This is a genomic window from Acinetobacter sp. ANC_7635, from assembly GCF_056779945.1.
The window spans coordinates 408,672-434,990 of sequence record NZ_JBWYIS010000001.1; the positions used below are offsets into that span (position 1 = coordinate 408,672).

The following is a 26,319-nucleotide window of genomic DNA, read 5'->3' on the forward strand; positions in this document are numbered from 1 at the left end:
AGTTACCGTCGGGTTAAATCTAAATTTTAATGATGATTACAGACCTGATTTGAAGCCTCATCTAATGCTGCTTTTAATTGTTCAGCAAAAGCCTGAGCTTCAGTTAAATTCATAGGTTCGCCATTCTTTTTGGTTACAAAGAAAATATCTTCTGCGCGCTCACCCAAGGTGGCGATTTTCGCGGAATGGATATCGAGACCTTGCATCATAAATAAGCCACCGATACGGGCAAGTAATCCAGGCTGATCGAGGGTAGAGATCTCGACCATATTTTGCTGCAGCGCCTCGTTCAACGTAATATCAATTGTGTTTTCGATATCAAAATGACGAAGTTGGCGTGGTATACGGCGTTGCATTAAACCTGGATAATTTTGTGAATCTGTTAATGCGTGCACCAATGATTCTTTTACCGTATTTTCACGTTCTGGATCTGTCACTAATGTGCCAAAACGATCAAGCACCACGTAGGTGTCTAAGCTGAAGGATTTAGTTGCTGTAATAATGCGTGCATCTTGTACATCTAGATTCATACGATCTAGAACTGCAACAGTGGTGGCAAAAAGATTAGGTTGATCTTGAGTGTAAATAAAAATCTGCACAGCATCTTGCGCTGATTTACGGTGCGCGCGCATCATCACCAATGGTGCTGAATTATCACCATGATCTAGGATTGCACGTGTATGCCATGCGACTTCATCTGCAGTTTCTTTGAGGAAGTATTCGTCACCAAGTTCTTGCCAAACTTTTTCAACAGCTTCTAAAGCATAATCATTGACAAGTAATTCACTTGCTGCAAATTTGGTATCTTCGATCAGCATTTGGTAATCGACAGGACGTCCCAAACCACTACGAATAACGTCACGAGCATTGGTATATAACTGACGCATGAGCGATGCTCGCCATGTGTTCCAAAGCTTAGGATTGGTTGCGTTAATGTCAGCCACTGTAAGCGTATACAGATAGTCTAAGTGTTCCATATCACCTAGCTTCTCGGCAAAATCTTTTACAACATCTGGATCAGAAATATCTTTTTTCTGCGCAGTCATCGACATCAATAGATGATTTTGGATCAACCACGCAACAAGATTACACTCACGCTCAGTAAAACCGTGCTTGCTACAGAACTCAATGGCATCAACCGCGCCCAATTCACTATGGTCTCCACCACGGCCTTTGGCGATATCATGGAACAAAGCAGCGAGGAATACGATGTCTCGGCGCACCAGACGCTGGAATACCGAACTTACGACAGGAAAATCTTTAGCAAATTCTGGCGCTTTAAAACGATTTAAATTTCGTAAGAGTAGGAGCGTATGTGCATCTACAGTATAGATATGGAATAAATCGTATTGCATAAGGCCCATGATTTGTCCAAATGCAGGAATATAGTTGCCGAGTACACCATAACGTTTCATCGCAAGCAATGTTTCATATAAGTTATTTGGTGATCGGATGATCGCCATAAACAAGGCTTGATTAACTGGATTGTCTCTATACGCTTGATCAATGCGTTTTGCAGCTAAAGTAAGCAATCGAAGTGTACGAGCTCGAATACCATCAATATCAGGGCGATTTGCTAGGATATAGAAAATCTCAAGGATGGCTGTAGGCTTCTCTGCAAAAATTTTATGGTGTTGAACTGCGAGTTTACCATCCACCAATTTGAAGTTTTCATTCACTTCTTCAATTTTACGCTCATAGTTGGGTAAGCGAGGAGTGATGACTGATTCATTAAAATAGGCGAGTAGCATTTCATTCAGGGTTGAAACCTGCTGAGCTGCTCGATAGTAGCGTTTCATGAACTGTTCAATTGGATAATTGATATGTTCACCTTCGACTTTGTGGTAACCAAATTTTGCTGCGATATCGCGTTGGTAATCAAACAATAGTCGGTTTTCATCACGCTTAGTTAAGCGGTGTAAATGATGACGAATTTCCCAGAGAAAATTCTCAGCATCTTCGAGCACCCCAAGTTCAAACTCAGAAATGAAACCTAAATGTACAAGATCGTATATACGATTTACTCGGAAATGCCGTTTTGCAATCCAACCAATTTGGTTAATGTCTCGAATGCCGCCCGGTGCATTTTTGATATCAGGTTCTAAATTACTTTCAGTGTTGTTGTGCTGAGCGTAGCGTTTGGCTTGTTCTTCCATCTTGGCATCAAAGAAGGTTTTATCCGTCCAAGTTTGTGAAACAACACGACGAGGCCATTTCGCTAAGTGTTCATTGCCAATAATTAAACGAGACTCAATGAGAGATGTTGCTACCGTTAAGTCATTCATGGCCTGTTCAAAGCACTGTTGAATGGTTCTTACACTTACGCCAGGTTTAAAATTTCCAACATCCCATAGAGAGGAAATAAAAATGGTAATGGCATTTTCTTGTTCTTGTGTAAGATCATCTTCTGAAAGGATCAGAATGTCGACATCAGAGTAGGGCATCATTTCACGACGACCATAACCTCCTACAGCGAACAAGCCCAGATCGGTTTGATCTAACTCAGCATGTTGCCAAAGGAATTTAAGTGCCTCATCAATCAGGTTAGATCGAGTGAGGATGATCTCACGTATCGCCTTACCATTTTCAAACTCATGTTGTAATTGATTTTCAACATCTGAGCGCCATTGATTAATTGCCTTGATGTCGTGATTACTCGAAACATAGTTTGCTAATGGAGACGTATTGATCATGAAATGATGGCCTACCTAATGAATTATTTGTTTTGATTTACAATTACTTTTGAAGCTGCTTCAGTCGCTAATTCGCGTGCAATGTCAGTTGTTTCAGCACGTGCAGTTGCGACCCCCATACGGCGACGTTTAAAACCTTCAGGTTTACCAAAAAGACGTAAATCGACATTAGGATTTTGCATAGCAAGATTTACGCCAGAAAATGACAAATTCGTATCATCAACACCTGCATAGATCACAGCGCTTGCAGCAACACTGTGACGTTGCGTGTTCACTGGAAGACCTAAAATCGCACGGGCATGAAGTTCAAATTCACTTTGATATTGAGATGCAAGTGTGACTAATCCAGTGTCATGTGGACGAGGAGAAACTTCACTGAACCAAACTTGATCACCTTTAACGAATAATTCCACACCAAAAATACCGCAACCGCCGAGCGCTACTGTGACTTTATTGGCAATACGTTTTGCTTCATCAAGGGCAGCTGTGCTCATAGGTTGAGGTTGCCAGCTTTCTACATAGTCACCTGCATCTTGACGGTGTCCAATAGGATCGCAGAAGTGCGTTTCGATTTCTCCTGTTTCAGGATTTTTTGCCCGTACTGTGAGTAATGTAATTTCGAAATCAAAATCAATTTGCGATTCTACGATGACAGTACCTTGATTGACACGACCACCTGTTTGAGCATATTCCCAAGCAGCGTCGACTTCATCAAAAGATTTTACGCGTGATTGTCCTTTACCTGATGATGACATCACAGGTTTTACAAAATTTGGATAGCCAATATCATCACATGCTGCACGGAATGATTCCAAACTATTGGCAAAACGATAAGCCGAGGTTGGTAGCCCTAGTTCCTCAGCTGCGAGGCGACGAATTCCTTCACGATTCATGGTGAGATTCACGGCTTTCGCAGAGGGAATAACTACGGCAGTTTTAGCATCTTCGATTTCCACTAAGACTTCAGTGGCAATGGCTTCAATCTCAGGAACAATTAAATGAGGTTGAACTTGTTCAATCAGTTTTTTTAATTCTTTTGGGTCCGCCATATTCAAAGTGTAGGAATGATGAGCAACTTGCATGGCAGGTGCATTGTCATAGCGATCTGCTGCATGTACTTCTACACCTAATCGTTGTAATGATATTACCACCTCTTTACCCAACTCACCTGAACCCAATAATAGAACTTTAAACGCCGAAGATTGAAGTGGAGTACCGAGTGTAATAAGCATTTGATTCATCCGTGCTTGATATTATGGACTTTTAGCATATCAGAACTAAAACCTCTTGAGCGCGATGAATACAAGAAAAAGCAAGAAATTATTTTGATATCGTTTAATTTTTTTATTGATAAAAATTTATAAGCCTTATCCGAGGATCAGGCTTATAAATTTAGAATCTGAATGAATAATACGCGAGAAATGTTTTAAAGTGGGAAATAGGTATACACCAAACCGTATGTGAGTGCCGCTGTGAGTGTTGCAGGTACAATCTGTTTAAATTTGAAATACAAACCCGAGAGCACAATAAAACCAATTAACATGGCAACGCTCTTATTGGGTGTTTCTAAGAGCGGCGGTAAAGTCGCGACCACGAGCATTGAACTGATTGCTGCAATACCGATAGATCCAAGGGCGATTTTAAGCCAAAGAGCACCGCGTTTCTGGCGACCTTGTTGTAGTTTCTGAATCACAAAAAAAGGACCAAAGCGTGAGGCGAAATTCGCGATGCCGACCAGAATACCGACACAAATAATTTCTAGATTCATGATTGTTCACCTGTGTGCAAAGGATCATGTTGCTTCAGTACATAATGTTTAAACAAACCAGCCAAAATACCAGAGCTTATGCCAATGAATATCGCTGCAGATAAATCGATAAAGTAACACGAAATAGCAGAAACAATAATGGTGATGGTCACGACAAAGGTATGTTTTTTCTCAAATGCAGCCAATAAAAAGCTCAAGAAAAGTGCAGGTAATAGAAAGTCGAGCGCTGCTTGCAAAAATTGGGGGAGATGACTGACTTGATCTGCAAATAAGCCCCCGAGAAAAGATCCAAGTGCCCAAGACAACCAGCTAAACAGACTCAGACCTAACATCCAAGATTCAGACCATTCTTGACGGCGTTGCGAAAGTTTAATCATGCCTGATGCAAAGACTTCGTCGGTCAAGCCCCATGACCAAATTGCTGTTTTTTTCAGATTGAGTTTATCTTGAATTAAGTTTTGTAAAGCAGGGCCATATAACAAATGTCGAATATCAAGTGCTATTACAGTTAAGGCTGTCATCCAGATAGAAGTGCCACTGCCGAGTAAGGCAACCACCAAAAATTGACTGGCACCTGCATACATCGAACAGGATAAAAATAATGCTTCCCACGCCGTAAATCCAAATTGAGTTGCCGATACACCAAACGCGAATGAAACAGGCAAATAGGTGAAAATGATGGCTTGGCTGTCTTTGGCACCTTGCCAAAAACCTGCCGGTGTCATGTGTGGGGAGCTTGATTGGGTCACGATAAACCTAATTGGAGATTGGAACAAAAGGTATAAAACGAGATTGAGTATTCTACCCGAATTTACTAGCATAGTGCCGAATAGTTTATTAGAGCGATGTCATGTTTGCGATTCAATCTCCCTTTAAATTAGCTGCATTGACTACATTCCTCATCTTCACTTTATCCGGTTGTGGTGGTCAGGCAGAAACTGCCGATGAAAAGGTTGAAATTAAAGAAGCACCGAAGCTGACTAATGACGCAACTGAATATGCAAATCATGCTTGGCAATTGATTAATCAGGTTGATCCTATTCTGTATCAAGCCAATAAAGCGCTTATACCATCACAAGTACGCGAGCCTGTGCGTCAATTGGTATTGGATTGGCGTATTAATGTCAAAATGACCGACTCAGTGACTGAAGGGAAATATGCGCTTTGTCGTAAAGCGCTAACAACCATAGATGCTTGGGCACGTGCAATCGTGGAAAATGAGGGCCAGCTCGCACAGCGTCAAGCCAATTATGAACGCGATAAAGCGCAGTGCAAAACTGCAATTGAGCAACCAGAATTAGGAAACACTAAGGCGTATACAAAATTATTTTAAGTGACCCTAGCGACCCCAATACAATGATTAATCCAGATTTTACTGAAGCACATCATCTTTAATCGATTAAGTTTGATCGGCTAAAGCTTTAAGTTGATTAAGATTAATCACCTCAATTTTTTTAAATGCAATTTTAATTGCGCCAATTTTTTCTAAATGTTGTAGTTCTTGATTAATGGTCTGTCTTGAGCAGACCAACATTTGTGCCAATTGTTCTTGAGATAGGTTGATGGTGTTTTTTTCAATCTCTTTGAGATTACCGTATCCATTTAAGATAAAGATTAATCTTTGAGCTAAACGTTGAATAAGGGGTTGTGTTTGAATAGACACCAACTCCATGAAAGCATAACGGAGTTTATGACTGACCAATTGGGCCAGATAAAACCAAAATTTTGGATATTGTTCTAAAATTAGATCAAGTCCTACACGACTTATTTTGAGGATTTTGGATTTTTTACTGGTAATCGCATGATGAGAGCGGGGTTGTTGATCAATCAACGAAATTTCACCAAACCACATAATGGGATCTGCGATAACTGTCACCGCCTCGCGACCATCTACGTCAATATGTGCTAAACGAACAGCACCATTAATTACGGCATAAATGCCATCAAATTGATCAGCTTTAGAAAATATCAGTTGTTCTTTGCCATATTCAATGAGCTGTCCATGTTCGAGCATCAGCTGTTGTAGTTCATGATCAAACTGGCTAAACCACCAATTATTTTTTAAAAGATAAACGTATTGATTTGAAAGCAAAATTATCCCTTTTATACTGTTTATTTGTCGTCTAGTCGACAACTTATTGGTTTACATTTATATATAGTGAAGGAAATAGTCAGAAAAAGGAATGATAACATGACTCGTTTAGAGAGCTTGCTTGGACAATATGCAGCTTATCACCTAGATCGTAAAAACGTATTTTCACATTTTATTGGAATTCCCTTGATTGTATTTTCGATCTTGTGTTTTGCAGCCAAAGCACAATTTACAGTTGCAGGATATCCCATTGATCTTGCAATGTTATTGATCGTCGCATCGGTGATTTATTACTTGAGTTTGGATCTCATTTTTGGGGTAGTGATGGCAGTGCTATTTGCTTTAATTTATCAACCAGCCACACAAGTAGCAGCTTTAGCGACATCCTCTTGGGTATTGGTAAGTGCTGGATTTTTTATTGTGGGATGGATTATTCAATTTATTGGGCACTATTATGAAAAGAAAAAACCAGCTTTTGTGGATGATCTTGTTGGACTCGCTATAGGTCCTTTATTTGTGGTAGCAGAATTTATATTTCTTATTGGTTTACGTAAGAAACTGGAAGAGAAAGTATTGGTTCGAGCTAAACAATTACGCTATGACATGGACCATAAACACGTAAATCACTCGAGTACTTCAACTCAAAATCCATGATCTCAATCTTTTAAATAATCTTTGCAAAAAAAAAACAGCCTTTCGGCTGTTTTTTTAATGACTTAAACGTTGAAACGGAAATGTAAAACATCACCATCTTGAACGACATAAGTTTTACCTTCAAGACGCCATTTTCCAGCTTCTTTAGCGCCAGCTTCGCCGTTGTATTGAACAAAATCGTCATAGGCAATGCATTCTGCACGAATAAAGCCTTTCTCAAAATCAGTGTGAATCACACCAGCAGCTTGAGGAGCGGTCGCACCAATTTTTACAGTCCAAGCACGGACTTCTTGAACGCCTGCAGTGAAATAAGTCTGTAGGCCAAGTAAGCCATAACCTGCACGAATAACCACGTTAAGACCTGGTTCTTCCATGCCCATCGCTTCTAAGAATTCAGCACGCTCATCATCTTCAAGCAAAGAAATTTCAGCTTCGATTTGGTTGCAAAGTGGGACAACAATGGCATTTTCTTCTGCCGCTAATTTTTTAACAGCATCAAGGTGTGGATTGTTTTCAAAACCGTCTTCAGCAACGTTTGCAATATACATTGTTGGTTTAAGGGTTAATAAACCAAAGCCACGAACTAATTTGCGCTCGTCGTCATCAAGATCAGCTGCGCGAGCAGGGCGACCTTCATCAAGTAATGGCTGAATTTTTTCTAGTACAGCTTTTGTTGCAACGGCTTCTTTATCACCACCTTTCGCAGACTTTGCTAAACGTGTAACCGCTTTTGATACTGTTTCTAAATCTGCTAAAGCAAGCTCAGTGTTAATAGTTGCAATGTCATCAAGTGGGTCAATTTTGCCGTTCACGTGAATAACATTTTCGTCTTCAAAACAACGTACTACGTGTGCAATTGCATCAGTTTCACGAATGTTGGCTAAGAATTGGTTCCCTAAACCTTCACCTTTAGAAGCACCAGCAACTAAACCTGCGATGTCTACAAATTCCATTGTGGTTGGAATAACACGTTGAGGTTTAACAATAGCAGTTAATTTATCTAAACGTGGATCTGGAACAGGAACGATGCCAGTGTTTGGTTCAATGGTACAGAATGGGAAGTTTTCTGCAGCAATAGCAGCTTTCGTCAATGCATTGAAAAGTGTAGATTTACCAACGTTCGGCAAGCCGACAATACCGCAATTAAAACCCATGAAAAGACTCACACAGTGTTATTTAAAAATTGTCGGTGATTTTACATCAAAGCCATGACAAAGTCAGGTCATGGCTTTGATGTTTCTCGAAAACACTGATGAGACTCAATTGAATAGAGTGAATTAGATTTTACGTTTGTCCAAACTATGTGCCAATTGATCGCCTAAAGCTTGAATCAGCATCACCAATACGACTAATACAATGATCACTGCCAACATAATTTGCATATCGAAGCGTTGGTAGCCATATCGATAGGCGATGTCACCTAAACCCCCCGCACCAATAGCACCCGCAATCGCAGAGGAATTGATCATGGTTACAAGCGTGACAGTAAAACCTGCAACAATACCAGGCAGTGCTTCTGGTAAAAGCACATGCCAAATAATTTGTTTGCGATTACAGCCCATGGCTTGTGCAGCCTCTATGAGTCCATGATCAACTTCTCGTAGACTGACTTCCGCAACACGTGCGAAAAAAGGTGTAGCTGCAATAGTTAAAGGTACAACCGCAGCCCATACCCCATAACTGGTCCCCACAATCAATCGAGTGAAGGGAATGAGTGCCACCATTAAAATTAAGAAGGGAATAGAGCGCGTAATATTTACCACCCAACCCAAGGCATGATTGATTTTTTTTGATGGATAAATCCCATTTTCTGAGGTGTTGACGAGGATCACGGCCATAGGCAAGCCAATGAGAAGTGCTAAAAATGCAGAAATACCGACCATTAATAAAGTATCAATAGTGCCTGTAATTAAAAGATCAATGAGCTGGTTGTGCATAGCCAAGCACCTCGATTTGTGATGTTTTATGGGGGAATTGCTGATGGAGCGTATGCACATCAACATCTAATTGAGGAATACCTACGATGAGTGAGCCAACCAGATGATGTTGAATAGTGTCTACATGGCTTTGATATAAATGCACAGGCAGTGTAATTTTAGAAAGTACATCATTTAAGTTGGGAGGATTTTTCAAATCAGTTGCATAGCTGATTTTCAAAATGGTATGCGTTAAATGTGTAGCTCGCTCTTGATGTAACTGGAATGGCAAATCAAGCTGTTCCAAATTGAGGAGTTCTTGCGTGATTTTCTGCTGGGGACGAGAGAAGACTGACCAAACTTGCCCTGATTCAACGATTTCACCTTGATCAATAACCACCACTTGATCGCAAATTTCACGAATTACCTGCATTTCATGTGTAATGAGAACGATGGTGAGTCCTAATTTTTGATTAATTTCCTTCAGTAAAGATAGAACAACAGATGTGCTTTCTGGATCAAGTGCCGATGTTGCTTCATCGCACAATAGTATTTCAGGTTTACTGACCAATGCACGGGCAATCCCAACACGTTGTTTTTGCCCACCCGATAATTGTGATGGATAGTGATGATGCTTTTCAGCCAGACCGACTAGATTTAAAACCTCATCCACACGAGTTTGAATCTCAGCAGCAGGCACTTTTGCGATTTTCAATGGAAGCGCGACATTTTCCCAAACTGTTTTGGCAGATAGTAAATTAAAATGCTGAAAAATCATGCCAATACGCTGGCGTAGGGCGATTAATTCATTGTGATTAAGCTGCCCTAAATCATGTTGATGTATATGAATACTACCATCAGAAATAGTTTCTAACCCATTTAAGGTGCGAATCAATGAAGATTTGCCCGCACCACTTTTGCCGATAATGCCGAAAATTTTTCCTTCGGGAATATCCAAATTAATGTTTTTGAGTGCGTGAACTTGTTTTCCTTGTACATCGTAATACTTATTTAAATGACGAATTGTAATATGAGGTACTGCAAATTCAATGTGTGAACCAAAACTCACCATGATCATTCTCCTTATTTCCAGCCTTCAAACCACAAACCTTGTCCAAAGTCTTTGTCTAGAATCTGACGGACTTTTGCAGAGTTTTGGAAGGTTTCAACCACAGTTTTTAATTTGTCATCCTGATCTTGATAATCTCGACGCGTTACAAACAAAATCGCAAATTTTTTATTAATCGGATCTAATAACAGTGCAGACGTAGGATCAGCAACTTTTGCCATTTTCAAATAATGAGGAAAACCCATAATTAAGTCAGCTTCATTGTAAGCATGCGCGGTTTGCGGGCCTTCAACTTCAATAATCTTGAGTTTTTTAGGATTACTGATAATATCTCGGGTGCTGGTGAGCTCATTATTAATATCTTTGACTTGAATTAAGCCTGCACGAGCCAGCAAATTTAAACCACGTGCCATGTTAACTGGATCATTCGGTACGACTACTTTCGCTTGATCAGGTATTTCCTGTAGGGATTGATATTTTTTTGAATAAAGTCCGACATGACTGCCTGAACCTTTCGCAAAAGGCACAAGGTCATAGCCTGTTTCACGCACTGCATTCGCTAGAAAAACACTTTGTTGAAAGAAATTAGCGTCAATATCACCATTTTGCACAGCAACATTGGGTGCTTGCCAGTCTGAAAACTCAATCAACTCGAGATGGATTCCTTGTGCTTTTACATCCTCAGCGACACTTTGCAGTAATTCAGCATAGGGTGGGCTAATGCCGATTTTAATCACTTTATCATTTGAGTTTTGACTGATATAACGATATCCCACTAAGGCCACCAGTACTGCGACGATGATGACTGCAATTTTGATGAATTTAGATGATTGAGTTGAAGTAGACATGAACACTCCTTATTTCCAGCCTTTGAACCATAGTTTTTCACCAATATCCTCATTCAATGCTTGTTTAACTTTGTCTGAGCTTTGATAAATTTGGATAAATTTTTTCAGTTGAGCTGCTTTTTCAGGCTGAGTTTGTTCAAAGTCATCGCGAACAACAAATAAGATGGCATAAAGCGTGTTGTTAATTTCATCCAAAATTAAGGCATCATTTGGATCAATTGTTTGCGCTAAGCGTAGGTACATTGGATAGCTAAATACGAGGTCTGCATCATCTACGGCACGCGCAGTTTGCGGGCCTTCGACTTCAATAAAGTTCAATTTTTTTGGATTGGATTTAATATCTTTTAAGTTGGATAAGTGGTTGTTGGAATCCTTAAGTTGTATTAATCCAGCGTGTTGTAAGAGGAGTAGGGCGCGACCCTGATTCACAGGATCATTTGGCAGTACAACTCGAGCGCCATTTTTAACTTCACTAATCGCTTTATATCTTTTTGAATATAAACCGACATGGGTTCCTGAGCCGATGCCCAAGGGTTTGAGCTTAAAGTTGGTTTCTTTTAACGCATTATTCAAGAAAGGTTGATGCTGAAAATAATTTGCATCAATATCCCCATGATTTAGGGTGATGTTGGGTGTATTCCAATCTGAAAATTCTACCAAACGTACATGAATGCCTTGAGCCTTTGCTTCTTCAATTGCGGCTTGAAGTGGTTTTGCAAATGGTGGGCTAATGCCAATCACAATTTCTTGTTGATCATTTTTTTTCAATAAGGACCATGCAAACGCTGCAATCACAATAATGGCGATTGCAACGCCGATCCATTTAAGTCGAGAAGACTGAGCTTGTGCCATAGAAAGACCCCTAAATATTAAAAACTTAAGCTGAATGTTGGTGTATAGGATTTAAATTTGATTGTTGTATATCTTGTGTTGAGCTTGGACATCGGAAATGATGTGCAGGATGTGAATGTGGTAAATGATCTCCCGCATTGAATAGCTTGTGCCTTAAGCTACCCTCAGCATAGGCGGTCTTATAGCGACCACGTTGTTGGAGTTCAGGAATGACATAACGAATAAACTCTTGATGTGACTCTGGAGCGACTGTACGGGCAAGGTTAAAACCATCTAATCCAGAAATATCAATGAATTCGATTAGCTGTTGAGCAACTGTTGCTCCACTGCCAACAAATAAGGGATAACGTCCACCGAGTACATGCTGAGCTTTTAAATCTGCCAAAGTGACTTTGTTTTCCTTAAAGCGCTCATTTACAGAAACGATGCTGTTGGTTTTTTTATATGGAATAGCATTCTCATCTTTTAGATGACCTAAGTCTGTTCCGATTGAGCTTGAAAAATGCGCAATCCCTGCTTCAGGACTTGCATATTGAATATAGTCCTGCAGTTTTTCTTGCGCTTGTTGATCTGTTTCAGCAGTAACGACAGTGATACCCGCAAATAATTTAATTGCTGTACCATCACGACCGTGTGAATGGGCTAATTGGCGAATCTTTTGTGTTTGCGACGCAATTTTTTCAGCAGTATCTCCACCAATAAACATGGCTTCTGCATGCCGAGTGGCAAACTGTAGTCCTTTAGGTGATGCTCCTGCTTGATATAGCACAGGTGTACGTTGCACTGAAGGCGAGACTTGGAAGACGCCGTGACTGTTATAGAACTGTCCTTGATGGTGGATCGTATGTACTTTAGTCGGATCGGTAAAAATGCGATTGAGCTTATCTTGGATGACAGCATCATTTTCCCAAGAGCCTTCCCAAAATTTGTAGCAGAGTTCTAAAAATTCTTCAGCTTGTTCATAACGTAAATCATGATCTTTCAGTCCTTGCTGACCGACCAATCGCGCTGCGCTATCCAAATAGCCAGTGACTATATTCCATCCCAAACGTCCTTGGGTCAGATGATCCAGACTCGCGAAGCGACGAGCAAATTGATAAGGAGATTCATAACTTAAGTTCACTGTAATACCGAAACCCAAATGCTGTGTGACGGCTGCCATTGCAGACACCAGCGTGCTTGGATCATGGCTCGGCAGTTGAATCGATTCTTTCAAGGTTAGATCAATGCCATTTTGATAGACATCGTAAACGCCAGTAATATCGGCAATGAATAATCCATCGAAAAGACCTTTCTCTAAAGTTTGAGCGAGTTCTGTCCAATAACTTAATTCATTAAATCGGTAGGATTGATCACGTGGGTGTGTCCAAAGCCCATGGTTGATATGACCTACACAATTCATATCAAATGCATTGAACAGGATCTGTTTTTGAGGTTTCGATTGAATTTTTGTCATTACAGCGTACCTCGTCTTGGGGGGAATACGCCGTTTAAAACATAATTGGCTATGAAGAAATATTTCCAACGCGCTGGATCATGCAAGGTATGAACACGTGCGTTTCTCCAGTATCGGTCAAGATTATCTTGTCGTTGACTTCCACGACTACCAGCCAGTTCAATCAGTTTTGACGAGACTTTTAGTGCAGTCTCGGTACTGTGTGCACGTGCTTTAGCCACTTGAATAGAAGCATGTGCAACTGAATGTTCTGAAGGGGAGACTTTGGCATCTTGAACCGCTTGCGCTGCTTGTTTTAGTAGTAACTCGGTGGCCTTGACGTCTGTTGCAATTCGACCAATTTCGTATAGTGTCAAAGGGTCTTGAGTGGCATGTTCAACTTTTGCATCTATCCAAGGGCGTGCTTGACGAACGCGTATTAATGTTTCTTCAAAAGCAGCTCGAGCAATGCCTGTTTCAATTGAGGCATGAATAATTTGTGCAAATGGACCTGAAATGGTGGCAGTTGAATAAGCCAAATCAAAAGGGACTATATCCTCTGGGTCAATCTGTACATTTTCAAATTTAACAGTCCCACTGCCTGTGGTACGTTGACCAAATCCACTCCAGTCATCTAATAGGCTTAAGCCTTCGCTATCATATGGAACAAAGACTAGAAACTGGCGCTCTTGTTCATCACTAGCAAGGGTTGGAATACGGTGAGCGAATAGACTGCCAGTGCAATAAAATTTTTCTCCATTGAGGACATAACCATTTTCGACTTGTCTTAAAGAGGTATGGCGTTGTGCTGCATTTTTAGTTTTAAACTCAGCCAAGGCATTTCCAAAGCGAGCACCTTGTAAAACTTCAGTAAATAAACGTCTTTTTTGAGCCTCAGACCCAGTATTCCTCAAAATTTCAAGTGCATAGAAATGATTTTGTGGAATTTGTCCGATAGAGCCATCAACACCACTCATTAATGCGATGATTTTTGTCAGTGTATGAATAGAAACATCGGCACCGCCATATTGTTGAGGTACTGTAATGGCCCATAAGCCAGATTGACTGTACGCTTCGATTTCTTCATGAGGAAGCTCACGATTTAAATCTCGTTCAGATGCACGGTACTTAAACTTTTCTGCAAGTTCGTGTGCGACTTTTAATGCTTCTTCATCAGAGCGAATAATATGCGCTGGTCTATAACTGCCTGATTCTTGGATCTCTAAAGCTTGTAAAGATGACATGATGACTCCTTAAATCCAGGCATGACGTGCAGGAAAAGTATGGTTTAAGTAATACGAACCCAGCGCGTGAAGTTTCCAGCGAATAGGATCATGAAGGGTATGTACACGTGCATTTCGCCAGTGTTGATCAAAATTATGGACATTGAGGCTGGCGCGACTTCCCCCGAGCTCAATCAACTTTTCTGAGATATGCAGTGCAGCATCATTGGCATAGACTTTAGCTTCAGCAACTTTGATCGAAGCTTCAGCAATCTGTTCATCAGAGAGTTGTTCAACTACATTGAGTGAATCTAAATAATCAGCTGCTTCATCAAGCAAAAGAATGGCGGCATCTAACAAAACATTAGCTTTGCCAACTTCTTGTAAGGTGAAATACTCATCACTGGCACGCTCAACTTGTGCATCCACAATTGGGCGTGCTTTACGGATCGCAAACAACATGTCCTCAAATGCTGCTTCAGCAATACCAACATCGATAGCCACTTGCATCAGCTGTGAAAACGCGCCTCTAAAATTAGGGACGTTCAATAATTTTCTTTCATCAAAAATCAGTAATGGATCAACTTCAACATGGTCTAAAATCACTGTGCCACTTGAAGTGGTACGTTGACCAAATCCATCCCAGTCATTGATGACTTCGATACCAGTGGATTCACGGTTCACTAAAATTAAAACCACGTGACCTTCAGGGTGTATGGCTTTGATGGCTAACCAATGTGCAAATGAACTGCCTGTAGAATAGAATTTTTTTCCTGAAACTCGATATTTCCCATCCTCCAAAACAAGGTGTGTGTCTAAAGTCTTGGTATCTTTGGTATGTCGTTCTGGCCCCCCATTGGCAAGACGCTTACCTTTTAAAATTTCGTTGAAAATAAATTGCTTTTGTTCATCGCTTCCCATGATGTTGATCATATTGAGCAATGCAATTTGATTTTGTGGAATTTGCCCTAAACTTGAATCCGCTTTATTTAGAATACGAAATACTTGGGCAAGGGTACGATGAGATACTTCAGCACCGCCATATACGTGGGGGATGCGTAAGCCTCCTAAACCTTTTTGGCTGAATAATTCAATTTCTGCAAATGGTAAAGCTCGTTGTTGGTCACGCTGATTGCGACCTTCGAGCGCATAATCAGCAACATGATAGGCTGCATGAATGGCATCTTGATCATTTTCAATAACATGAACATTTTCAGTAATTAAACGAGACATAGATCAATTCCTCTTTGAGGAGATATACGCTACGCCCATAGAATATTTTTTTTAAATGCTGGTTTTCGTTGAACTATTCAAAAAAAATGCTTAAGACAAATATAGATATCGATTGAAAAATATTAGAAAACTTAAAATTTTGATTAATAATGAATTTTAATAAATTTCAGTGCTCTAAACACGTTGAATTCATTTAGACTTTGCAATAAAAAAGATAAAGATTTGCTAAACATTTATAATTTAACGGATTCATATTTCCAAAAATAACAATTTAAGTTGCAATTGATGCATTATCACATTGTGTTTTGGCATAGGGTTGCATAAAGTAAGCAAAACAATAAATCCTATGATTGATCAAGACTTCGGAGATTTTATGCGCATCCTTTACCAGTTTCCTTTATCTCACTTTTGTGAAAAAGCTCGCTGGTTACTTGATCATAAGGAATTGGATTATGTTGCTCAAAATATGATTCCGGGCGTACATCGTGCATTCGCAAAATTAAAAACAGGTCAAAATTCTCTACCGATATTACGTGATAAAGAAAAGTGGATTGCAGATTCAACCCAAATTGCCCTGTATTTGGATGATGTTTATCCAGAGCATTCATTGCTCAGATCAGATTTAAAGTTAAGAAAAAAAGCACTTGAAATTAATGACCTGAGTAATCAATTGGGTGTATCAGTGAGGCGCTGGGGGCTTGCTCAAGCTTTATCTGAAAGTGATGAGCCACTAGAAATCATGATCGGTGAAAAAGGATATCTGAGAAAATTTCAAAAGATCAGTAAGCCACTTATTAAAACTTTAGTTTCAACCAGCTATCAACTTGATGATGAACAAGTTGCGCTTGCTAAAGAAAATATGCATGAAATTATTTTGCAGTTAAACGATCAATTGATTCAGAATCAAGCTCGATATATGGTGGGAGATCGTTTGGGTTTGGCAGATATCGCCGTTTGTTCAATGCTTGCTCCACTACTTGAGATCTCTGGTACACCTTGGGAAAGAGAATATCATCAGCCAGTTTCATCTGAATTTGAGGACTATCAAAATCAATTGCTTGATTTACCAATAGGGCAATATGTCAAACGTATTTATGCCAACGAACGAAATGCGCGGGTAGATTGGCGCGGGATATAACAGAGCATATTTTCTATTAAGTTGTCTGATTGGTTAATTTATTTTCATTTTAATCGATATTTTTGAAAAAACAACGCATAATCATTTTATGCCATGAAAATATTGAGAAGAAGATGGAATTAGATCGTTACGATAAACAAATTTTAGAAATTCTTACACATGAAGATTTGAATCTGAACGAGCTTTCGGAGCGTATTAACCTGTCTGTAAGTTCAGTGCACCGTCGTATTAAACATCTCATTGAAACCAATATCATGACGAATTTAAAGCGTGATATTAACTATCAAAAATTAGGGTTTAATTTACATGTGTTGTTACAAGTATCATTGAGTAAGCATGACTCAGATACTTTTGCAAAATTTTTAGATGAACTTAAAAGTATTCCTGAAGTGATCAATGCTTTTTTAGTCACAGGGCAATCTGCTGATTTTATTATAGAAGTTGTTGCTCGTGATATGGAAAATTATAGCCAGATTTTGTTACAGCGCATTGGTAAAATTGATCATGTTGTGGCATTGCATTCAAGCTTTGTCATTAAAGAATATGATGTATTTAACTGTCATGGTTTATTGAGTAAAGCATAATTCAAGCTTGCAAAAAAAGACGCCTTTCAATTAAAAAAACGCACCAGAAGGTGCGTTTTCTAATTCTGAATATGGATTAAGCATCCAATTGCGCTAAAACTTCTTCAGAGAATTCAACGTTGGTATATACGTTTTGTACATCATCTAAATCTTCAAGCATATCAATCATTTTCATGATTTTTTTCGCTTGATCGATATCTGTGATTTCTGCTTTAGTTGAAGGGTTCATCACCACTTCTGCATTGTCAGATTTTAAACCTGCAGCCGCTAAAGCATCTTGCACTGTTCCAAAAGACTCAGGTGTGGTGATCACAAGAATTTCATCTTCTGTTACTTCAATGTCTTCTGCACCAGCTTCCAACGCAACGTCCATAATTTGGTCTTCTAAAGAAACATCTTCAAAAGTAATTTCGCCACGTTTAGTGAAAAGGAAAGCAACAGAGCCGTTAGTACCTAAGTTACCATCTGTTTTAGAGAAGCAGTGACGAACATCTGGTACTGTACGGTTTAAGTTATCAGTCATTGTCTCAACAATAACGGCTACACCACCAACACCATAACCTTCGTATGTGACTTCTTTTAAATCATCATTGTCTTCACCACCAGCACCACGCTGAATGGCACGGTTGATGACATCACGAGTCATGTTAACGGACAATGCTTTTTCAACAACTGCACGAAGACGTGGGTTGCTTGCTGCATCTGGACCACCGAGTTTTGCAGCTGTAACAATTTCACGAATATATTTTGTGAAAACTTTACCACGACTAGCATCTTGTTTAGCTTTACGATGCTTAATATTGGCCCACTTGGAATGACCCGCCATGCGAAATATGCTCCTTGTAGATTGGCCTTATGCCTAATCAAATCTGCGAAATTCTACCATAAGGGCTTTTTTTTAATAAAGACCCTTATTTTAGCAATTGTTCAAGATCAGGCTTTATTCTTAGGTTCAGGAATAATAATGTCTAAACCTGTATGTTCCTTATAAAGTTCCTGAATCAACTTCAAATCATGATCCAACTCTGATGGCATGATTTTGCCAAAAATTCCGCCTTGTTTGGTTTTTTGGTTTACAAACAAGAAAACGATAGGAACGTTTGCGGCTTTTGCGATATGCCAAAAACCGGTGCGGATCGGTTTACGTTGTTCACCATTTTTCGCACGAGTCGCTTCAGGCGCAATCACGAGATTAAATTTGTCATTGGAGTTGAAGAGTTCAACCATTTGAGCCACGATATCTTTATTTGAGTGACGGTCAACTGGAATACCGCCAACCCCTTCTAAAATTGGCTTAAAAGGTCCTTTGAATAGTTCTTTTTTAATTAGTGTGTGAATCGGGATATCATGGATTTGAAACAGTGCGATTGAGAGTACAGCATCCATCATCGTGGTATGTTCAAAACCGATAATGACTTGTTTATCACCAAGCACATTCGGTTCAACATGATATTTGACACCAGCAAGTTTAAATGCCATTTCGGCAATGTGTTTTTTCATGATTCACAGAGATATTTGAATTTTATATGGCAGAGTTTCTTACTTCATTTTAAAAAATTCAATCCCTTTAGTGATAAATTATAGAAAAATGGACTACTAAATTTAGATTTTCTCTGCAAACTTTACATCCTCTACGCTTACCGAAAATTCATAATTTTTCACATATTTGTGACTGAAATTCTAAAGATGACCAAGATCGTACGTGATTTGCAAACTGCAATGAATAAATTTTGGTCAAGCTGAAGATAAAAAAATGAAAAACCTTGTTTTTGAATTTGATATTGGCTAGTATTCTGATTCGAAAATACTTGAGAAATCAGTATTTATAGGGCCTATAGCTCAGTTGGTTAGAGCAGCGGACTCATAATCCGTTGGTCGACAGTTCAAGTCTGTCTGGGCCCACCAAATATTTCAAGCACTTAGAGGTGATTCTTCTAGGTGCTTTTTTAATTCTTGAATCCATGTAAGCATTATGTAAGCAGTCAAAATAAATTAGTGTAAGCAGGGTAGGCAATAAAAAAGCCACTATTTAAGTGGCTGTAAGTTAGATTCCCAATATTAAGCATCTTCTATATAGAGACTTAAAATCTCCGTACCAATTGCATATTGGGTGTAATCCTCATTTTCATGATGCTCTGTAGTTACGACTTCATCAACAGAGTAGGCAGCAGAACCAAGCACTACACCATAACAAACATCATTAAAGTTACCATCTTCATCAACATGATAGCCATCAGCAACTCTATCTCGATAGTGATCAAGGTTTACTTCAGTGTTCTTTTTGGCTTCATCTATAGTTTTATGAAACTGAATGCCTTCACCATTAAAGTCATAACTAAAGAATTTAGGGTCTTTAGGAATTAGATCTTTAGCGCGTTGATATTCAGTTACTAGACGCTCAACAATTTCGGTGAATGAACAACCTTCCATATTGTGCTCAGCGCCAAACTTGCACAACTTAACTATTGTCTTTTCACCATGAATTTCAATTGTATTTGGATTAGCCATAATAATTTTCCTTTTACTTATAGTTGGGGTTACACACCCACCAAATTTCTAATATCAGTCAAACGCCATTTATAAGTGTCATTAATGATCACTGGTTTAATTGGTCCATTTCCTCGAGTAGCCCAAACTCGGATTGTATTTGCTTTAAGACCCATGATTTTGGCAAAGTCAGTATGACCAACAAGACTTGCGCCAGACTGAATCAACTGAGCCAATCGTTCTTCAGGTTTTAATTCCACAGTAGCCATTAAGAAACCTCCCTTAAGCTCTCAACCACGCTCTCAGGTAAATCATGTTCAAATAACCACTCTTGAACGATGTGATATAGAGCGCCTAATTCACCATCTGTTAATGTGCCTTGAATACCTGTTCCATTTCCCACACGTGGACCAATCAATTCAAGAAAGTTCTTTGCAAAATCAATGTTTGTGCGTTGAATTTCAGTCATTTAGCACCTCTACAACTACAGGCTCAAACTCAAAAGCATCATCATCAACATAGTTGTCAAAATTCAATTTTGTTATTTCAAAGCAAATTGGACTCCAACCCTCATCTTTAAAAATAGAATTCACACCATAATCTTTATGCACTGAATTTGAATTGTGTTCATAGCACCACCAAAAAACCTTACGCCCTATCATTTTCAAAATAACAGCAACAATATCCCCCTCATTGTCCTCAAGTCGACTTTCACTGCTTGACCAAAAATTATTTATATCGTGCAGCACATCATCAATACATTTGATTATGACCGTGAACTCAAGCTCACAAGTATCATCATGCCAATGATTTAATTTGACTTTAAAGGTGCGTGGTTCACACTGTAAAAAATCAGGTGTATCTTGTTGTTCTTTCTTAATTTCAGTCATTGTCTTGCTCCATTTCAATATCTTCATCGGTAAATTCACGAGATCCTGGAGTCGCAAACTTTTCGGTTGCTCCATATTCTTCCTGCAGATAAGCATTAAAGAATTCGGATTTATCCATCACGCGAAAGCCTTCAGGTAGAGCATCTTGAGCTTGCTTAAAAATAGACTCTAATGTTGTTCGAGTAGGGTATTGACCCAAAGGAAGCGACATGGTTACAACTGCTTGCTGCCCAGACTCTTCTTCAACCGCATAAACCTTCATTTCAATTTTAATTGGTGCATTCATTTTCATTTGGCTGGCTCCTGTGCTTCATCACCATTCCAATTTTTTAAACAGTTCTCTGCAACCAAGTCTGCTTCATCTTTACTTTCATAAAACTCCCAGCAATCAGCAGCTTCATCATTTTTATTCCAAGGGCGAGCGGCATATAAAGTCCGTTCATCAATAATTAAGTAATCTTTTCTTTTGACTGCTTGAACATCACCAATATCCAATTCGCTTAGGAAATTATCAGGCTCATCGGTATACATGCCCTCATAATCATCTAAGTACCAGGACTCAATTTTTGATTTATCAACCAAAACAAACCCTTCCGCCACACTCGCTTTGGCTGCTTGCCACATTGTCCACATTTGACGAGTTTGCTCTTTCATCCAAATGACTTTAGTGCCTTCAACCACATGATCAAATAACTTTTCGTCAGACACGTAATCTTTAAGCATGTCGTAAACGAAAGTCTTCTTAAATTCAGTTATAAAATTTTGAATATCCATCACGCCACCTTCGCCAATTTCACATCCAATGGACTCACCAAATGGACTTTGAATTCTTCACACAACTTCTGACATGCAGAGTTGCCACTCATCTTTGAATCAATAAGCACATAATCCAACTTTGTGCCTTTACCTTTAAATGTCGATCCACCGTCAGCAAGGTCTTTACGCACACACCCGAGCAGTACAAGCCATATTTTGAAGGCTTCAAGGTCGCGCTGTTTTATTCTAAAAATCATCTATACCCCCACGTACCCACAAAGTCTTTAATACAAGCTTCAATACCATGCAGATTTATATCTCGATAAGTTTTAACTCTGCCTCTGCATGTGATTTCAACTGTGCGAGTTTGACTGTTGTATGTGTAGCTCATGCTGCCACCTCGAAAGCTTGTAGCTGTTTTAAGGCAATATCGACATTGCGATTAAAAGCAATCACTTCATTTTCAACACCCTGAATATCTAAGTCCTTTGCATAAACTCTTTTAATAAAAAGCTGTAAATGTTCAGGTAGGCGAGGGTCGTAACTCACAAAATCACACCACGCTCGACGAGTACAAGCCAACTGCCATGTGATCTGTGGAATATGTTCAGCAGGCACCTCATCCATTAAAATGGTGTTCAAGTGTATAGTCGTGGATGGGCACTTAATTTCTAATTGACCATCTTTACCAACCAAACCATCTGGACTCGCCCCACTCATTTCAATTGCAGGGTGGTCAACCAACCCCACATTTGAAACAATCGCACCACGCTCATTTTCATAAGCAGTAATTGCAAAAGGCTCTTGATCAATACCCCATTGCATCAATGCGGTCGGCTTTGATTCCTCCTGAACGCCAGTGATGCGCTCAGAAAGAATAGTCAGTGTTAAGGCGTTATACTTCTTGCCTTTAGTTGGCTTAGCACCCATGTCTTTTATGCGCGACGCGGTAACTTTTCCACATCTTTGAGCATGCCAATCATCATTACGCTGGAGAATGTTCATAAGTCTCTCCATGTGATTGATCTGCTTTTTCTGCTGCTGCTTTAAGCGACTCTTTATGTATAGTCCAGAAGTGCGAACGGCATTTACCTTTAGGTAGTGAATCAAAACCAGCTTGAAGAGCCTCAAGACCCTCAAGAGCTAAGGCGCGCATTTCATTCAGATGCTGCGGCTCAAATTCCTCATAACCATCAGGGATTGTATTTTCATCGAAGCCACTCACTGTTTTAGGTGAGCTATTCTCCTGAATTCGTTCCGCTTCATCTTGGTCATAAATACCAACAAAACCAAAAGCTAAGCGTGCGCACTGAATCAAAGCCTTATGGCGCAAAAAACGCTTAGGGTGAGATTGCCATGGTCCTGCAAAACCATTAGCACCCATTGGCTCACGATATACTTCATCCAGATATTCACGAACTACAGTAGGGCGGTCACGGTCTTTGCGGTAAATCAAGCAGTCCACCCATTCAGGGCAATCAACCTTTGCCTTATTCATGCGAACCATGTTGTCCGAAAATACAAACTCAATTCCGTTAAGGTTTGGGTTGCTATTGATGATGCGAGACCAACCATCAACACCCACTACAGGAATAATGCCCTTACTTTTATCAGGGAAAGCGTAAATTTCCTTGGTCCATGGATTTAATTTGTACTGACTTGCAACAATCAGCAGTGCGCCCATTTGCTCGCGTGTAATTTGTGTCGATGATTTAAAAGCGGTTTGAATTAAAGTTTGTTCAAGTTCAGCGGGATCAACGTTGTGCAAACCAAGCACAGTAGAAAGTTGACTGATCTGTGCGGTAATTAAATTTGTTTGTACTGGTGCATTCATCTTCTTATTCCTTAAAATTTGATTGAAACGTGAGGAATGCGACCCTTATAAATCGCAGCCAAGATGCTTTTTGCAAGTTGCTCATTCACACCTGGTAATAAAGCAAGATGCTCAAGTGCCTCTGCACAAACTCTTTTTGTATGAGCTTCGTCAGCCAAACGCGCTTCTTCAGCCTTGCGCTCTGCCTCAGCTTTAGCAAAAGTCTCCGCTTCAAGACGCTTACGTTCATTTTCAGCAGCTTGAACAGCGCGTAATTCCGCCGCTTCTTTTTCTACTTTTAGTCGAGCTTCGCGCTGTTCTGCTTCAAGTTTTTCGCGTTGTACACGTTCAGCTTCTAAACGAGCTTTTTCCTCTGCTTCACGGGTCGCACGTTCAGCAGCTTCACGAGCAATTTGTTCTTCACGTTCACGCTGTAAGCGCTCAGCCTCAGCTATGCGTAAGCGCTCCAATTCGGCTTGTTCAGCTTCAAATTTTTCACGTTCGATCAATATGACTTTCATGTGCTCTAAGCACTCATATTTACGAAGCTTTGCAACGTCCTTGAAATCATCAAATGAGTCATCTATCTCGATTGATTCGATTTCGGCTATTACTGATTTAATTAGCTCAGCAGGAGAACCAATATCGATACGCCCTTTATCAAATTCAGCTATTTTGCTCTGAATCTCTACTTCGCGTGCTTTTTTAGCATTCTCCCAATCAGTTAACGGCTTGCGAATCTCATCACGTAGTGCATCACACTGGTCACGGAATAGTTTTCGATCTGCATCGATCTTGTTTGTGATTACCGTGTATTGCTCTTTAAGGGCTTTGCCGTGAGCATCAAAAGCAGTTTTTGTGGAAGCAACTTTACGAGCCACCGATGCAATCTCTTTGCGACCCTTGTCGGTTAGCAAATCAGGTACAATTGATCTAGCTTGACTAGCAATACGATCAAATAAGGCTTGTGCGCCACCTTCAGTTTTAAAAGCCTCAACAACCTCGTTAGAGTTTTCACTCAAAACTTCTAATTCAAATTTTGCATTCATTTCCAATCCCTCAGCATTCTTCGGCAGCTAACTTCTTTGCTGCTAATTCCTTTTCAAAAGCTTCTTCAACAGCCCACTCGATGCGCTCATTTAATCGATAAATTTGATCATCTGTGAGCATGAATTGCTGACCTTCCTGAATAGCCACACCATCACTTGCAAGCACATCAACAAGTGTATTTTCAATGGCTTTCCATGAGTCGATATCTAAATCAATTTCGTTTTGTGGGTCGGAAGTGTGGTTGATCAAAAAGCTTTGTGTGGTTTTAAGCACAGGCATTGAGCAATCAATCGAACAACAACCAAGGCTTAAAACAAATTGGATTCGATCGCCTAAGACAATTTCCAATTCAACTTTAAAAGCTGGAAAACAGGGAGCTAACAAGTCAGTTTGAATTGATATTGCGTTCATGCTGCACCTCATTTATTTCTTTTTTACAGTCACTAACAGCCTCTTTAAGAAGTGTGAGAGCACAATTTTCAGGGAGTGAAACGCACATTTTCAAAAGCGACATAGCGTTTTTTGCTTTAGCTGTTCCGCTGTGCATCATGTGTTTCGCAACCGCTTGATCAATGCCAGCATACTTCTCGATTTGAAATTGATTCACTTCACCACCTCCGCACGAACTTCGGCTTTATTTTGTTGATATTCCGCTTCTTTATCGGCTGCATAGAAGCAAGCAGTTGTGAGACCACTCATAATTGAAACTACGACTAGAGCCATAACTATGTTGTGAATAGTGTCTTTAATGAATGACTTAGGTTTCATTTCGGCTTTAGTAGGTGGCTGATATAAGATCTGAGTCGTTTGACTCTTTGGATGTATTTGATTCATAATTACCTCGTTGTTGTGAAAAGCCCGTTTGATGTGAGAGTCGCGGGCTTTTTGCTTAAGTACGAGATAATAATAACGATGTTATTATTTTAATACAATAGCAATGTTATTAAATTTACAAATTATTTAAAACATTGTTATAAAAAAACCCGCAAAATGCGGGCTTAAATAATTTTGTTATTAAGTTTGACTAGAAATATCTTGCAGCTTTCTTAAACGTTCTTCTGTGCTCCACTACAGTTCCAATAATTTCAACATGCTGTCTATCAGAATGAATAGTAGGGAAGTCAGGATTTAATGGCACCAAATCAAAGATCTCTACACCGTTCTCATTAATACCGCGGCTACGGTATTTCTTGAATGTAATTTCTCCATTTGCATTTTGAGCAAGTACAAAATCAGTTGGTGCAGGCTTCACCTGAGTATCAATGATAATTAGATCACCATCTCTAAACTCATCCATCATACTATCACCAACGACATAAGCACCAAAAGATTGGTTACTTAAATCAATACTGGTGAACGTATAGTCTTCAGCAGGCATATATATAGATTCTCTCCAATTCCCTGCCTGAACATACGTTAAAATAGGTATTCTTTTCAATGCTTTAACAGCTGTAACTTCGGCATTATTATCTAGACTTTCGTTTAACATAGATGCTGCGCTGTTGATGCCAGAAGCAAGCTCAGGACTGATCTCAAAAGGATTTACACCGAAATAACTGGAAAGTTTTATTAGGGCATCGTGATTGAGCGGTGTTCTGCCGTTAATGTAAGCACTAAATGCGCCTTGCGTAGACCATCCACACGCAGAAGAGACATCTTCTTGCGTAATCTTACTCCCATTTAGCTTTTCCGCTTCACGAAATTTACTCCAAACACTTTTCAATCGCTCAGCATCCTTTTGACGCTCTAACGAGATCGGTTTCCTAGCCATGATGCACATTTCTTTTAACACCTGTGATGCATTTATTTTAATAACGC

33 protein-coding genes and 1 tRNA gene are annotated in these 26,319 nt (G+C 39.7%); 5 read left to right on the top strand and 29 right to left on the bottom strand.

Annotated elements, in window-relative coordinates; all coding sequences use genetic code 11:
• Window positions 1-26: 26 nt before the first annotated feature.
• From glnD to AC1M89_RS02010, 4 genes are all read right to left on the bottom strand, one after another.
• Window positions 27-2,693 carry a [protein-PII] uridylyltransferase gene (gene glnD / locus AC1M89_RS01995; protein ID WP_481591145.1) on the bottom strand — a complete coding sequence of 889 codons (2,667 nt, stop codon included), beginning with the start codon at window positions 2,691-2,693 and terminating at the stop codon, window positions 27-29.
• 23 nt (window positions 2,694-2,716) lie between these two features.
• Window positions 2,717-3,934 carry a formate-dependent phosphoribosylglycinamide formyltransferase gene (gene purT / locus AC1M89_RS02000; RefSeq protein WP_481591144.1) on the bottom strand — a complete coding sequence of 406 codons (1,218 nt, stop codon included), beginning with the start codon at window positions 3,932-3,934 and terminating at the stop codon, window positions 2,717-2,719.
• 185 nt (window positions 3,935-4,119) lie between these two features.
• The gene (gene ygaH, locus AC1M89_RS02005) at window positions 4,120-4,461 is read right to left on the bottom strand and encodes an L-valine transporter subunit YgaH (RefSeq protein ID WP_179998205.1); all 342 of its coding nucleotides are present in this window, start codon (window positions 4,459-4,461) and stop codon (window positions 4,120-4,122) included.
• The gene (locus tag AC1M89_RS02010; protein ID WP_180027874.1) at window positions 4,458-5,186 is read right to left on the bottom strand and encodes an AzlC family ABC transporter permease; all 729 of its coding nucleotides are present in this window, start codon (window positions 5,184-5,186) and stop codon (window positions 4,458-4,460) included. Before AC1M89_RS02010 ends, ygaH begins: the two co-directional genes overlap by 4 nt.
• A 125-nt stretch (window positions 5,187-5,311) precedes the next feature.
• On the opposite strand from AC1M89_RS02010, the gene AC1M89_RS02015 reads away from it, so the two are divergent.
• Window positions 5,312-5,794, top strand: coding sequence for a hypothetical protein (locus AC1M89_RS02015; protein ID WP_035264529.1), 483 nt, complete (start codon window positions 5,312-5,314; stop codon window positions 5,792-5,794).
• A 66-nt stretch (window positions 5,795-5,860) separates the two neighbouring features.
• Here the strand turns inward: AC1M89_RS02015 and AC1M89_RS02020 are convergent, their stop codons facing one another.
• Window positions 5,861-6,553 carry a Crp/Fnr family transcriptional regulator gene (locus AC1M89_RS02020; RefSeq protein WP_481608415.1) on the bottom strand — a complete coding sequence of 231 codons (693 nt, stop codon included), beginning with the start codon at window positions 6,551-6,553 and terminating at the stop codon, window positions 5,861-5,863.
• Between the two features lie 99 nt (window positions 6,554-6,652).
• Between AC1M89_RS02020 and AC1M89_RS02025 the strand changes: the two genes are divergently transcribed.
• On the top strand, window positions 6,653-7,207 hold the full coding sequence (locus AC1M89_RS02025; RefSeq protein WP_035264513.1) for an Mpo1 family 2-hydroxy fatty acid dioxygenase: 555 nt from the start codon (window positions 6,653-6,655) through the stop codon (window positions 7,205-7,207).
• Between the two features lie 62 nt (window positions 7,208-7,269).
• Here the strand turns inward: AC1M89_RS02025 and ychF are convergent, their stop codons facing one another.
• The 8 genes from ychF to AC1M89_RS02065 all read right to left on the bottom strand — a co-directional run bounded on the left by ychF (window position 7,270) and on the right by AC1M89_RS02065 (window position 15,783).
• Window positions 7,270-8,361: a redox-regulated ATPase YchF gene (gene ychF / locus AC1M89_RS02030; protein ID WP_035264512.1), complete on the bottom strand. Its 1,092-nt coding sequence runs from the start codon at window positions 8,359-8,361 to the stop codon at window positions 7,270-7,272.
• A gap of 123 nt (window positions 8,362-8,484) precedes the next feature.
• A complete protein-coding gene (locus AC1M89_RS02035) occupies window positions 8,485-9,144 on the bottom strand; it encodes a methionine ABC transporter permease (protein WP_481613775.1) in 660 nt (219 codons plus the stop codon).
• The gene (locus AC1M89_RS02040; RefSeq protein ID WP_481594333.1) at window positions 9,125-10,195 is read right to left on the bottom strand and encodes a methionine ABC transporter ATP-binding protein; all 1,071 of its coding nucleotides are present in this window, start codon (window positions 10,193-10,195) and stop codon (window positions 9,125-9,127) included. The genes AC1M89_RS02035 and AC1M89_RS02040 overlap by 20 nt, the downstream gene beginning before the upstream one ends.
• Before the next feature lie 11 nt (window positions 10,196-10,206).
• Window positions 10,207-11,040, bottom strand: coding sequence for a MetQ/NlpA family ABC transporter substrate-binding protein (locus AC1M89_RS02045; protein ID WP_481613776.1), 834 nt, complete (start codon window positions 11,038-11,040; stop codon window positions 10,207-10,209).
• A gap of 9 nt (window positions 11,041-11,049) precedes the next feature.
• Window positions 11,050-11,892 carry a MetQ/NlpA family ABC transporter substrate-binding protein gene (locus AC1M89_RS02050; protein ID WP_481613777.1) on the bottom strand — a complete coding sequence of 281 codons (843 nt, stop codon included), beginning with the start codon at window positions 11,890-11,892 and terminating at the stop codon, window positions 11,050-11,052.
• Between the two features lie 25 nt (window positions 11,893-11,917).
• Window positions 11,918-13,348, bottom strand: a complete 1,431-nt coding sequence (locus AC1M89_RS02055; RefSeq protein ID WP_481613778.1) for an LLM class flavin-dependent oxidoreductase — start codon at window positions 13,346-13,348, stop codon at window positions 11,918-11,920.
• A complete protein-coding gene (locus tag AC1M89_RS02060; RefSeq protein ID WP_481587041.1) occupies window positions 13,348-14,571 on the bottom strand; it encodes an SfnB family sulfur acquisition oxidoreductase in 1,224 nt (407 codons plus the stop codon). The genes AC1M89_RS02055 and AC1M89_RS02060 overlap by 1 nt, the downstream gene beginning before the upstream one ends.
• A gap of 9 nt (window positions 14,572-14,580) precedes the next feature.
• Window positions 14,581-15,783, bottom strand: coding sequence for an SfnB family sulfur acquisition oxidoreductase (locus AC1M89_RS02065; protein WP_481613779.1), 1,203 nt, complete (start codon window positions 15,781-15,783; stop codon window positions 14,581-14,583).
• A 373-nt stretch (window positions 15,784-16,156) separates the two neighbouring features.
• Here AC1M89_RS02065 and AC1M89_RS02070 point away from each other — a divergent pair, with 373 nt between their 5' ends.
• A complete protein-coding gene (locus AC1M89_RS02070) occupies window positions 16,157-16,921 on the top strand; it encodes a glutathione S-transferase family protein (protein WP_481589873.1) in 765 nt (254 codons plus the stop codon).
• Between the two features lie 113 nt (window positions 16,922-17,034).
• Window positions 17,035-17,505: an Lrp/AsnC family transcriptional regulator gene (locus AC1M89_RS02075; RefSeq protein ID WP_035264497.1), complete on the top strand. Its 471-nt coding sequence runs from the start codon at window positions 17,035-17,037 to the stop codon at window positions 17,503-17,505.
• Between the two features lie 76 nt (window positions 17,506-17,581).
• Here the strand turns inward: AC1M89_RS02075 and AC1M89_RS02080 are convergent, their stop codons facing one another.
• On the bottom strand, window positions 17,582-18,331 hold the full coding sequence (locus AC1M89_RS02080) for a YebC/PmpR family DNA-binding transcriptional regulator (RefSeq protein WP_035264495.1): 750 nt from the start codon (window positions 18,329-18,331) through the stop codon (window positions 17,582-17,584).
• Window positions 18,332-18,438: 107 nt separating this feature from the next.
• Window positions 18,439-19,005, bottom strand: a complete 567-nt coding sequence (locus AC1M89_RS02085) for a 1-acyl-sn-glycerol-3-phosphate acyltransferase (RefSeq protein WP_171076734.1) — start codon at window positions 19,003-19,005, stop codon at window positions 18,439-18,441.
• A 328-nt stretch (window positions 19,006-19,333) separates the two neighbouring features.
• Between AC1M89_RS02085 and AC1M89_RS02090 the strand changes: the two genes are divergently transcribed.
• Window positions 19,334-19,410, top strand: a tRNA-Ile gene (locus AC1M89_RS02090).
• Between the two features lie 153 nt (window positions 19,411-19,563).
• Here AC1M89_RS02090 and AC1M89_RS02095 read toward each other — a convergent pair.
• The 14 genes from AC1M89_RS02095 to AC1M89_RS02160 form a co-directional block, all read right to left on the bottom strand.
• The gene (locus AC1M89_RS02095; protein ID WP_481613780.1) at window positions 19,564-20,013 is read right to left on the bottom strand and encodes a hypothetical protein; all 450 of its coding nucleotides are present in this window, start codon (window positions 20,011-20,013) and stop codon (window positions 19,564-19,566) included.
• Window positions 20,014-20,042: 29 nt separating this feature from the next.
• The gene (locus tag AC1M89_RS02100) at window positions 20,043-20,261 is read right to left on the bottom strand and encodes a hypothetical protein (protein WP_481613781.1); all 219 of its coding nucleotides are present in this window, start codon (window positions 20,259-20,261) and stop codon (window positions 20,043-20,045) included.
• The gene (locus tag AC1M89_RS02105) at window positions 20,261-20,461 is read right to left on the bottom strand and encodes a hypothetical protein (protein WP_481613782.1); all 201 of its coding nucleotides are present in this window, start codon (window positions 20,459-20,461) and stop codon (window positions 20,261-20,263) included. Before AC1M89_RS02105 ends, AC1M89_RS02100 begins: the two co-directional genes overlap by 1 nt.
• Window positions 20,454-20,882, bottom strand: coding sequence for a DUF2528 family protein (locus tag AC1M89_RS02110; protein WP_481613783.1), 429 nt, complete (start codon window positions 20,880-20,882; stop codon window positions 20,454-20,456). Before AC1M89_RS02110 ends, AC1M89_RS02105 begins: the two co-directional genes overlap by 8 nt.
• Entirely contained in the window at window positions 20,875-21,174 is a 300-nt protein-coding gene (locus AC1M89_RS02115) for a hypothetical protein (protein WP_481613784.1), read from the bottom strand. The genes AC1M89_RS02110 and AC1M89_RS02115 overlap by 8 nt, the downstream gene beginning before the upstream one ends.
• Window positions 21,171-21,656 (bottom strand): hypothetical protein, encoded by a 486-nt coding sequence (locus tag AC1M89_RS02120; RefSeq protein WP_481613785.1) that lies wholly within the window; start codon window positions 21,654-21,656, stop codon window positions 21,171-21,173. Before AC1M89_RS02120 ends, AC1M89_RS02115 begins: the two co-directional genes overlap by 4 nt.
• Window positions 21,656-21,895 (bottom strand): hypothetical protein, encoded by a 240-nt coding sequence (locus AC1M89_RS02125; RefSeq protein ID WP_481613786.1) that lies wholly within the window; start codon window positions 21,893-21,895, stop codon window positions 21,656-21,658. The genes AC1M89_RS02120 and AC1M89_RS02125 overlap by 1 nt, the downstream gene beginning before the upstream one ends.
• 130 nt (window positions 21,896-22,025) lie before the next feature.
• Entirely contained in the window at window positions 22,026-22,643 is a 618-nt protein-coding gene (locus AC1M89_RS02130; RefSeq protein ID WP_481613787.1) for a lambda exonuclease family protein, read from the bottom strand.
• Window positions 22,624-23,472: a phage recombination protein Bet gene (gene bet / locus AC1M89_RS02135; RefSeq protein WP_481613788.1), complete on the bottom strand. Its 849-nt coding sequence runs from the start codon at window positions 23,470-23,472 to the stop codon at window positions 22,624-22,626. The genes AC1M89_RS02130 and bet overlap by 20 nt, the downstream gene beginning before the upstream one ends.
• 11 nt (window positions 23,473-23,483) lie before the next feature.
• Window positions 23,484-24,500: a hypothetical protein gene (locus AC1M89_RS02140; protein WP_481613789.1), complete on the bottom strand. Its 1,017-nt coding sequence runs from the start codon at window positions 24,498-24,500 to the stop codon at window positions 23,484-23,486.
• A gap of 10 nt (window positions 24,501-24,510) precedes the next feature.
• Window positions 24,511-24,912, bottom strand: coding sequence for a hypothetical protein (locus AC1M89_RS02145; RefSeq protein WP_481613790.1), 402 nt, complete (start codon window positions 24,910-24,912; stop codon window positions 24,511-24,513).
• Window positions 24,887-25,108, bottom strand: a complete 222-nt coding sequence (locus AC1M89_RS02150; protein WP_481613791.1) for a hypothetical protein — start codon at window positions 25,106-25,108, stop codon at window positions 24,887-24,889. Before AC1M89_RS02150 ends, AC1M89_RS02145 begins: the two co-directional genes overlap by 26 nt.
• Entirely contained in the window at window positions 25,105-25,335 is a 231-nt protein-coding gene (locus AC1M89_RS02155; RefSeq protein WP_481613792.1) for a hypothetical protein, read from the bottom strand. Before AC1M89_RS02155 ends, AC1M89_RS02150 begins: the two co-directional genes overlap by 4 nt.
• Before the next feature lie 190 nt (window positions 25,336-25,525).
• Window positions 25,526-26,272 (bottom strand): LexA family transcriptional regulator, encoded by a 747-nt coding sequence (locus AC1M89_RS02160; RefSeq protein ID WP_481613793.1) that lies wholly within the window; start codon window positions 26,270-26,272, stop codon window positions 25,526-25,528.
• Window positions 26,273-26,319: the final 47 nt, after the last annotated feature.

Bases quoted from the DNA above. Each gene is read 5' to 3' on its own strand.
- AC1M89_RS02070 (WP_481589873.1), top strand. From the start codon at position 16,157: ATGCGCATCCTTTACCAGTTTCCTTTATCTCACTTTTGTGAAAAAGCT.
- AC1M89_RS02065 (WP_481613779.1), bottom strand. From the start codon at position 15,783: ATGTCTCGTTTAATTACTGAAAATGTTCATGTTATTGAAAATGATCAA.
- AC1M89_RS02010 (WP_180027874.1), bottom strand. From the start codon at position 5,186: ATGACACCGGCAGGTTTTTGGCAAGGTGCCAAAGACAGCCAAGCCATC.
- glnD (WP_481591145.1), bottom strand. From the start codon at position 2,693: ATGATCAATACGTCTCCATTAGCAAACTATGTTTCGAGTAATCACGAC.
- AC1M89_RS02025 (WP_035264513.1), top strand. From the start codon at position 6,653: ATGACTCGTTTAGAGAGCTTGCTTGGACAATATGCAGCTTATCACCTA.
- AC1M89_RS02075 (WP_035264497.1), top strand. From the start codon at position 17,035: ATGGAATTAGATCGTTACGATAAACAAATTTTAGAAATTCTTACACAT.
- AC1M89_RS02095 (WP_481613780.1), bottom strand. From the start codon at position 20,013: ATGGCTAATCCAAATACAATTGAAATTCATGGTGAAAAGACAATAGTT.
- AC1M89_RS02140 (WP_481613789.1), bottom strand. From the start codon at position 24,500: ATGAATGCAAAATTTGAATTAGAAGTTTTGAGTGAAAACTCTAACGAG.
- AC1M89_RS02120 (WP_481613785.1), bottom strand. From the start codon at position 21,656: ATGGATATTCAAAATTTTATAACTGAATTTAAGAAGACTTTCGTTTAC.
- AC1M89_RS02130 (WP_481613787.1), bottom strand. From the start codon at position 22,643: ATGAACATTCTCCAGCGTAATGATGATTGGCATGCTCAAAGATGTGGA.
- AC1M89_RS02110 (WP_481613783.1), bottom strand. From the start codon at position 20,882: ATGACTGAAATTAAGAAAGAACAACAAGATACACCTGATTTTTTACAG.
- AC1M89_RS02085 (WP_171076734.1), bottom strand. From the start codon at position 19,005: ATGAAAAAACACATTGCCGAAATGGCATTTAAACTTGCTGGTGTCAAA.
- AC1M89_RS02115 (WP_481613784.1), bottom strand. From the start codon at position 21,174: ATGAAAATGAATGCACCAATTAAAATTGAAATGAAGGTTTATGCGGTT.
- AC1M89_RS02050 (WP_481613777.1), bottom strand. From the start codon at position 11,892: ATGGCACAAGCTCAGTCTTCTCGACTTAAATGGATCGGCGTTGCAATC.
- ygaH (WP_179998205.1), bottom strand. From the start codon at position 4,461: ATGAATCTAGAAATTATTTGTGTCGGTATTCTGGTCGGCATCGCGAAT.
- AC1M89_RS02145 (WP_481613790.1), bottom strand. From the start codon at position 24,912: ATGAACGCAATATCAATTCAAACTGACTTGTTAGCTCCCTGTTTTCCA.
- bet (WP_481613788.1), bottom strand. From the start codon at position 23,472: ATGAATGCACCAGTACAAACAAATTTAATTACCGCACAGATCAGTCAA.
- AC1M89_RS02160 (WP_481613793.1), bottom strand. From the start codon at position 26,272: ATGGCTAGGAAACCGATCTCGTTAGAGCGTCAAAAGGATGCTGAGCGA.
- AC1M89_RS02155 (WP_481613792.1), bottom strand. From the start codon at position 25,335: ATGAATCAAATACATCCAAAGAGTCAAACGACTCAGATCTTATATCAG.
- AC1M89_RS02015 (WP_035264529.1), top strand. From the start codon at position 5,312: ATGTTTGCGATTCAATCTCCCTTTAAATTAGCTGCATTGACTACATTC.
- AC1M89_RS02045 (WP_481613776.1), bottom strand. From the start codon at position 11,040: ATGTCTACTTCAACTCAATCATCTAAATTCATCAAAATTGCAGTCATC.
- AC1M89_RS02080 (WP_035264495.1), bottom strand. From the start codon at position 18,331: ATGGCGGGTCATTCCAAGTGGGCCAATATTAAGCATCGTAAAGCTAAA.
- AC1M89_RS02125 (WP_481613786.1), bottom strand. From the start codon at position 21,895: ATGATTTTTAGAATAAAACAGCGCGACCTTGAAGCCTTCAAAATATGG.
- AC1M89_RS02060 (WP_481587041.1), bottom strand. From the start codon at position 14,571: ATGTCATCTTTACAAGCTTTAGAGATCCAAGAATCAGGCAGTTATAGA.
- AC1M89_RS02040 (WP_481594333.1), bottom strand. From the start codon at position 10,195: ATGGTGAGTTTTGGTTCACACATTGAATTTGCAGTACCTCATATTACA.
- ychF (WP_035264512.1), bottom strand. From the start codon at position 8,361: ATGGGTTTTAATTGCGGTATTGTCGGCTTGCCGAACGTTGGTAAATCT.
- AC1M89_RS02105 (WP_481613782.1), bottom strand. From the start codon at position 20,461: ATGACTGAAATTCAACGCACAAACATTGATTTTGCAAAGAACTTTCTT.
- AC1M89_RS02100 (WP_481613781.1), bottom strand. From the start codon at position 20,261: ATGGCTACTGTGGAATTAAAACCTGAAGAACGATTGGCTCAGTTGATT.
- AC1M89_RS02055 (WP_481613778.1), bottom strand. From the start codon at position 13,348: ATGACAAAAATTCAATCGAAACCTCAAAAACAGATCCTGTTCAATGCA.
- AC1M89_RS02035 (WP_481613775.1), bottom strand. From the start codon at position 9,144: ATGCACAACCAGCTCATTGATCTTTTAATTACAGGCACTATTGATACT.
- purT (WP_481591144.1), bottom strand. From the start codon at position 3,934: ATGAATCAAATGCTTATTACACTCGGTACTCCACTTCAATCTTCGGCG.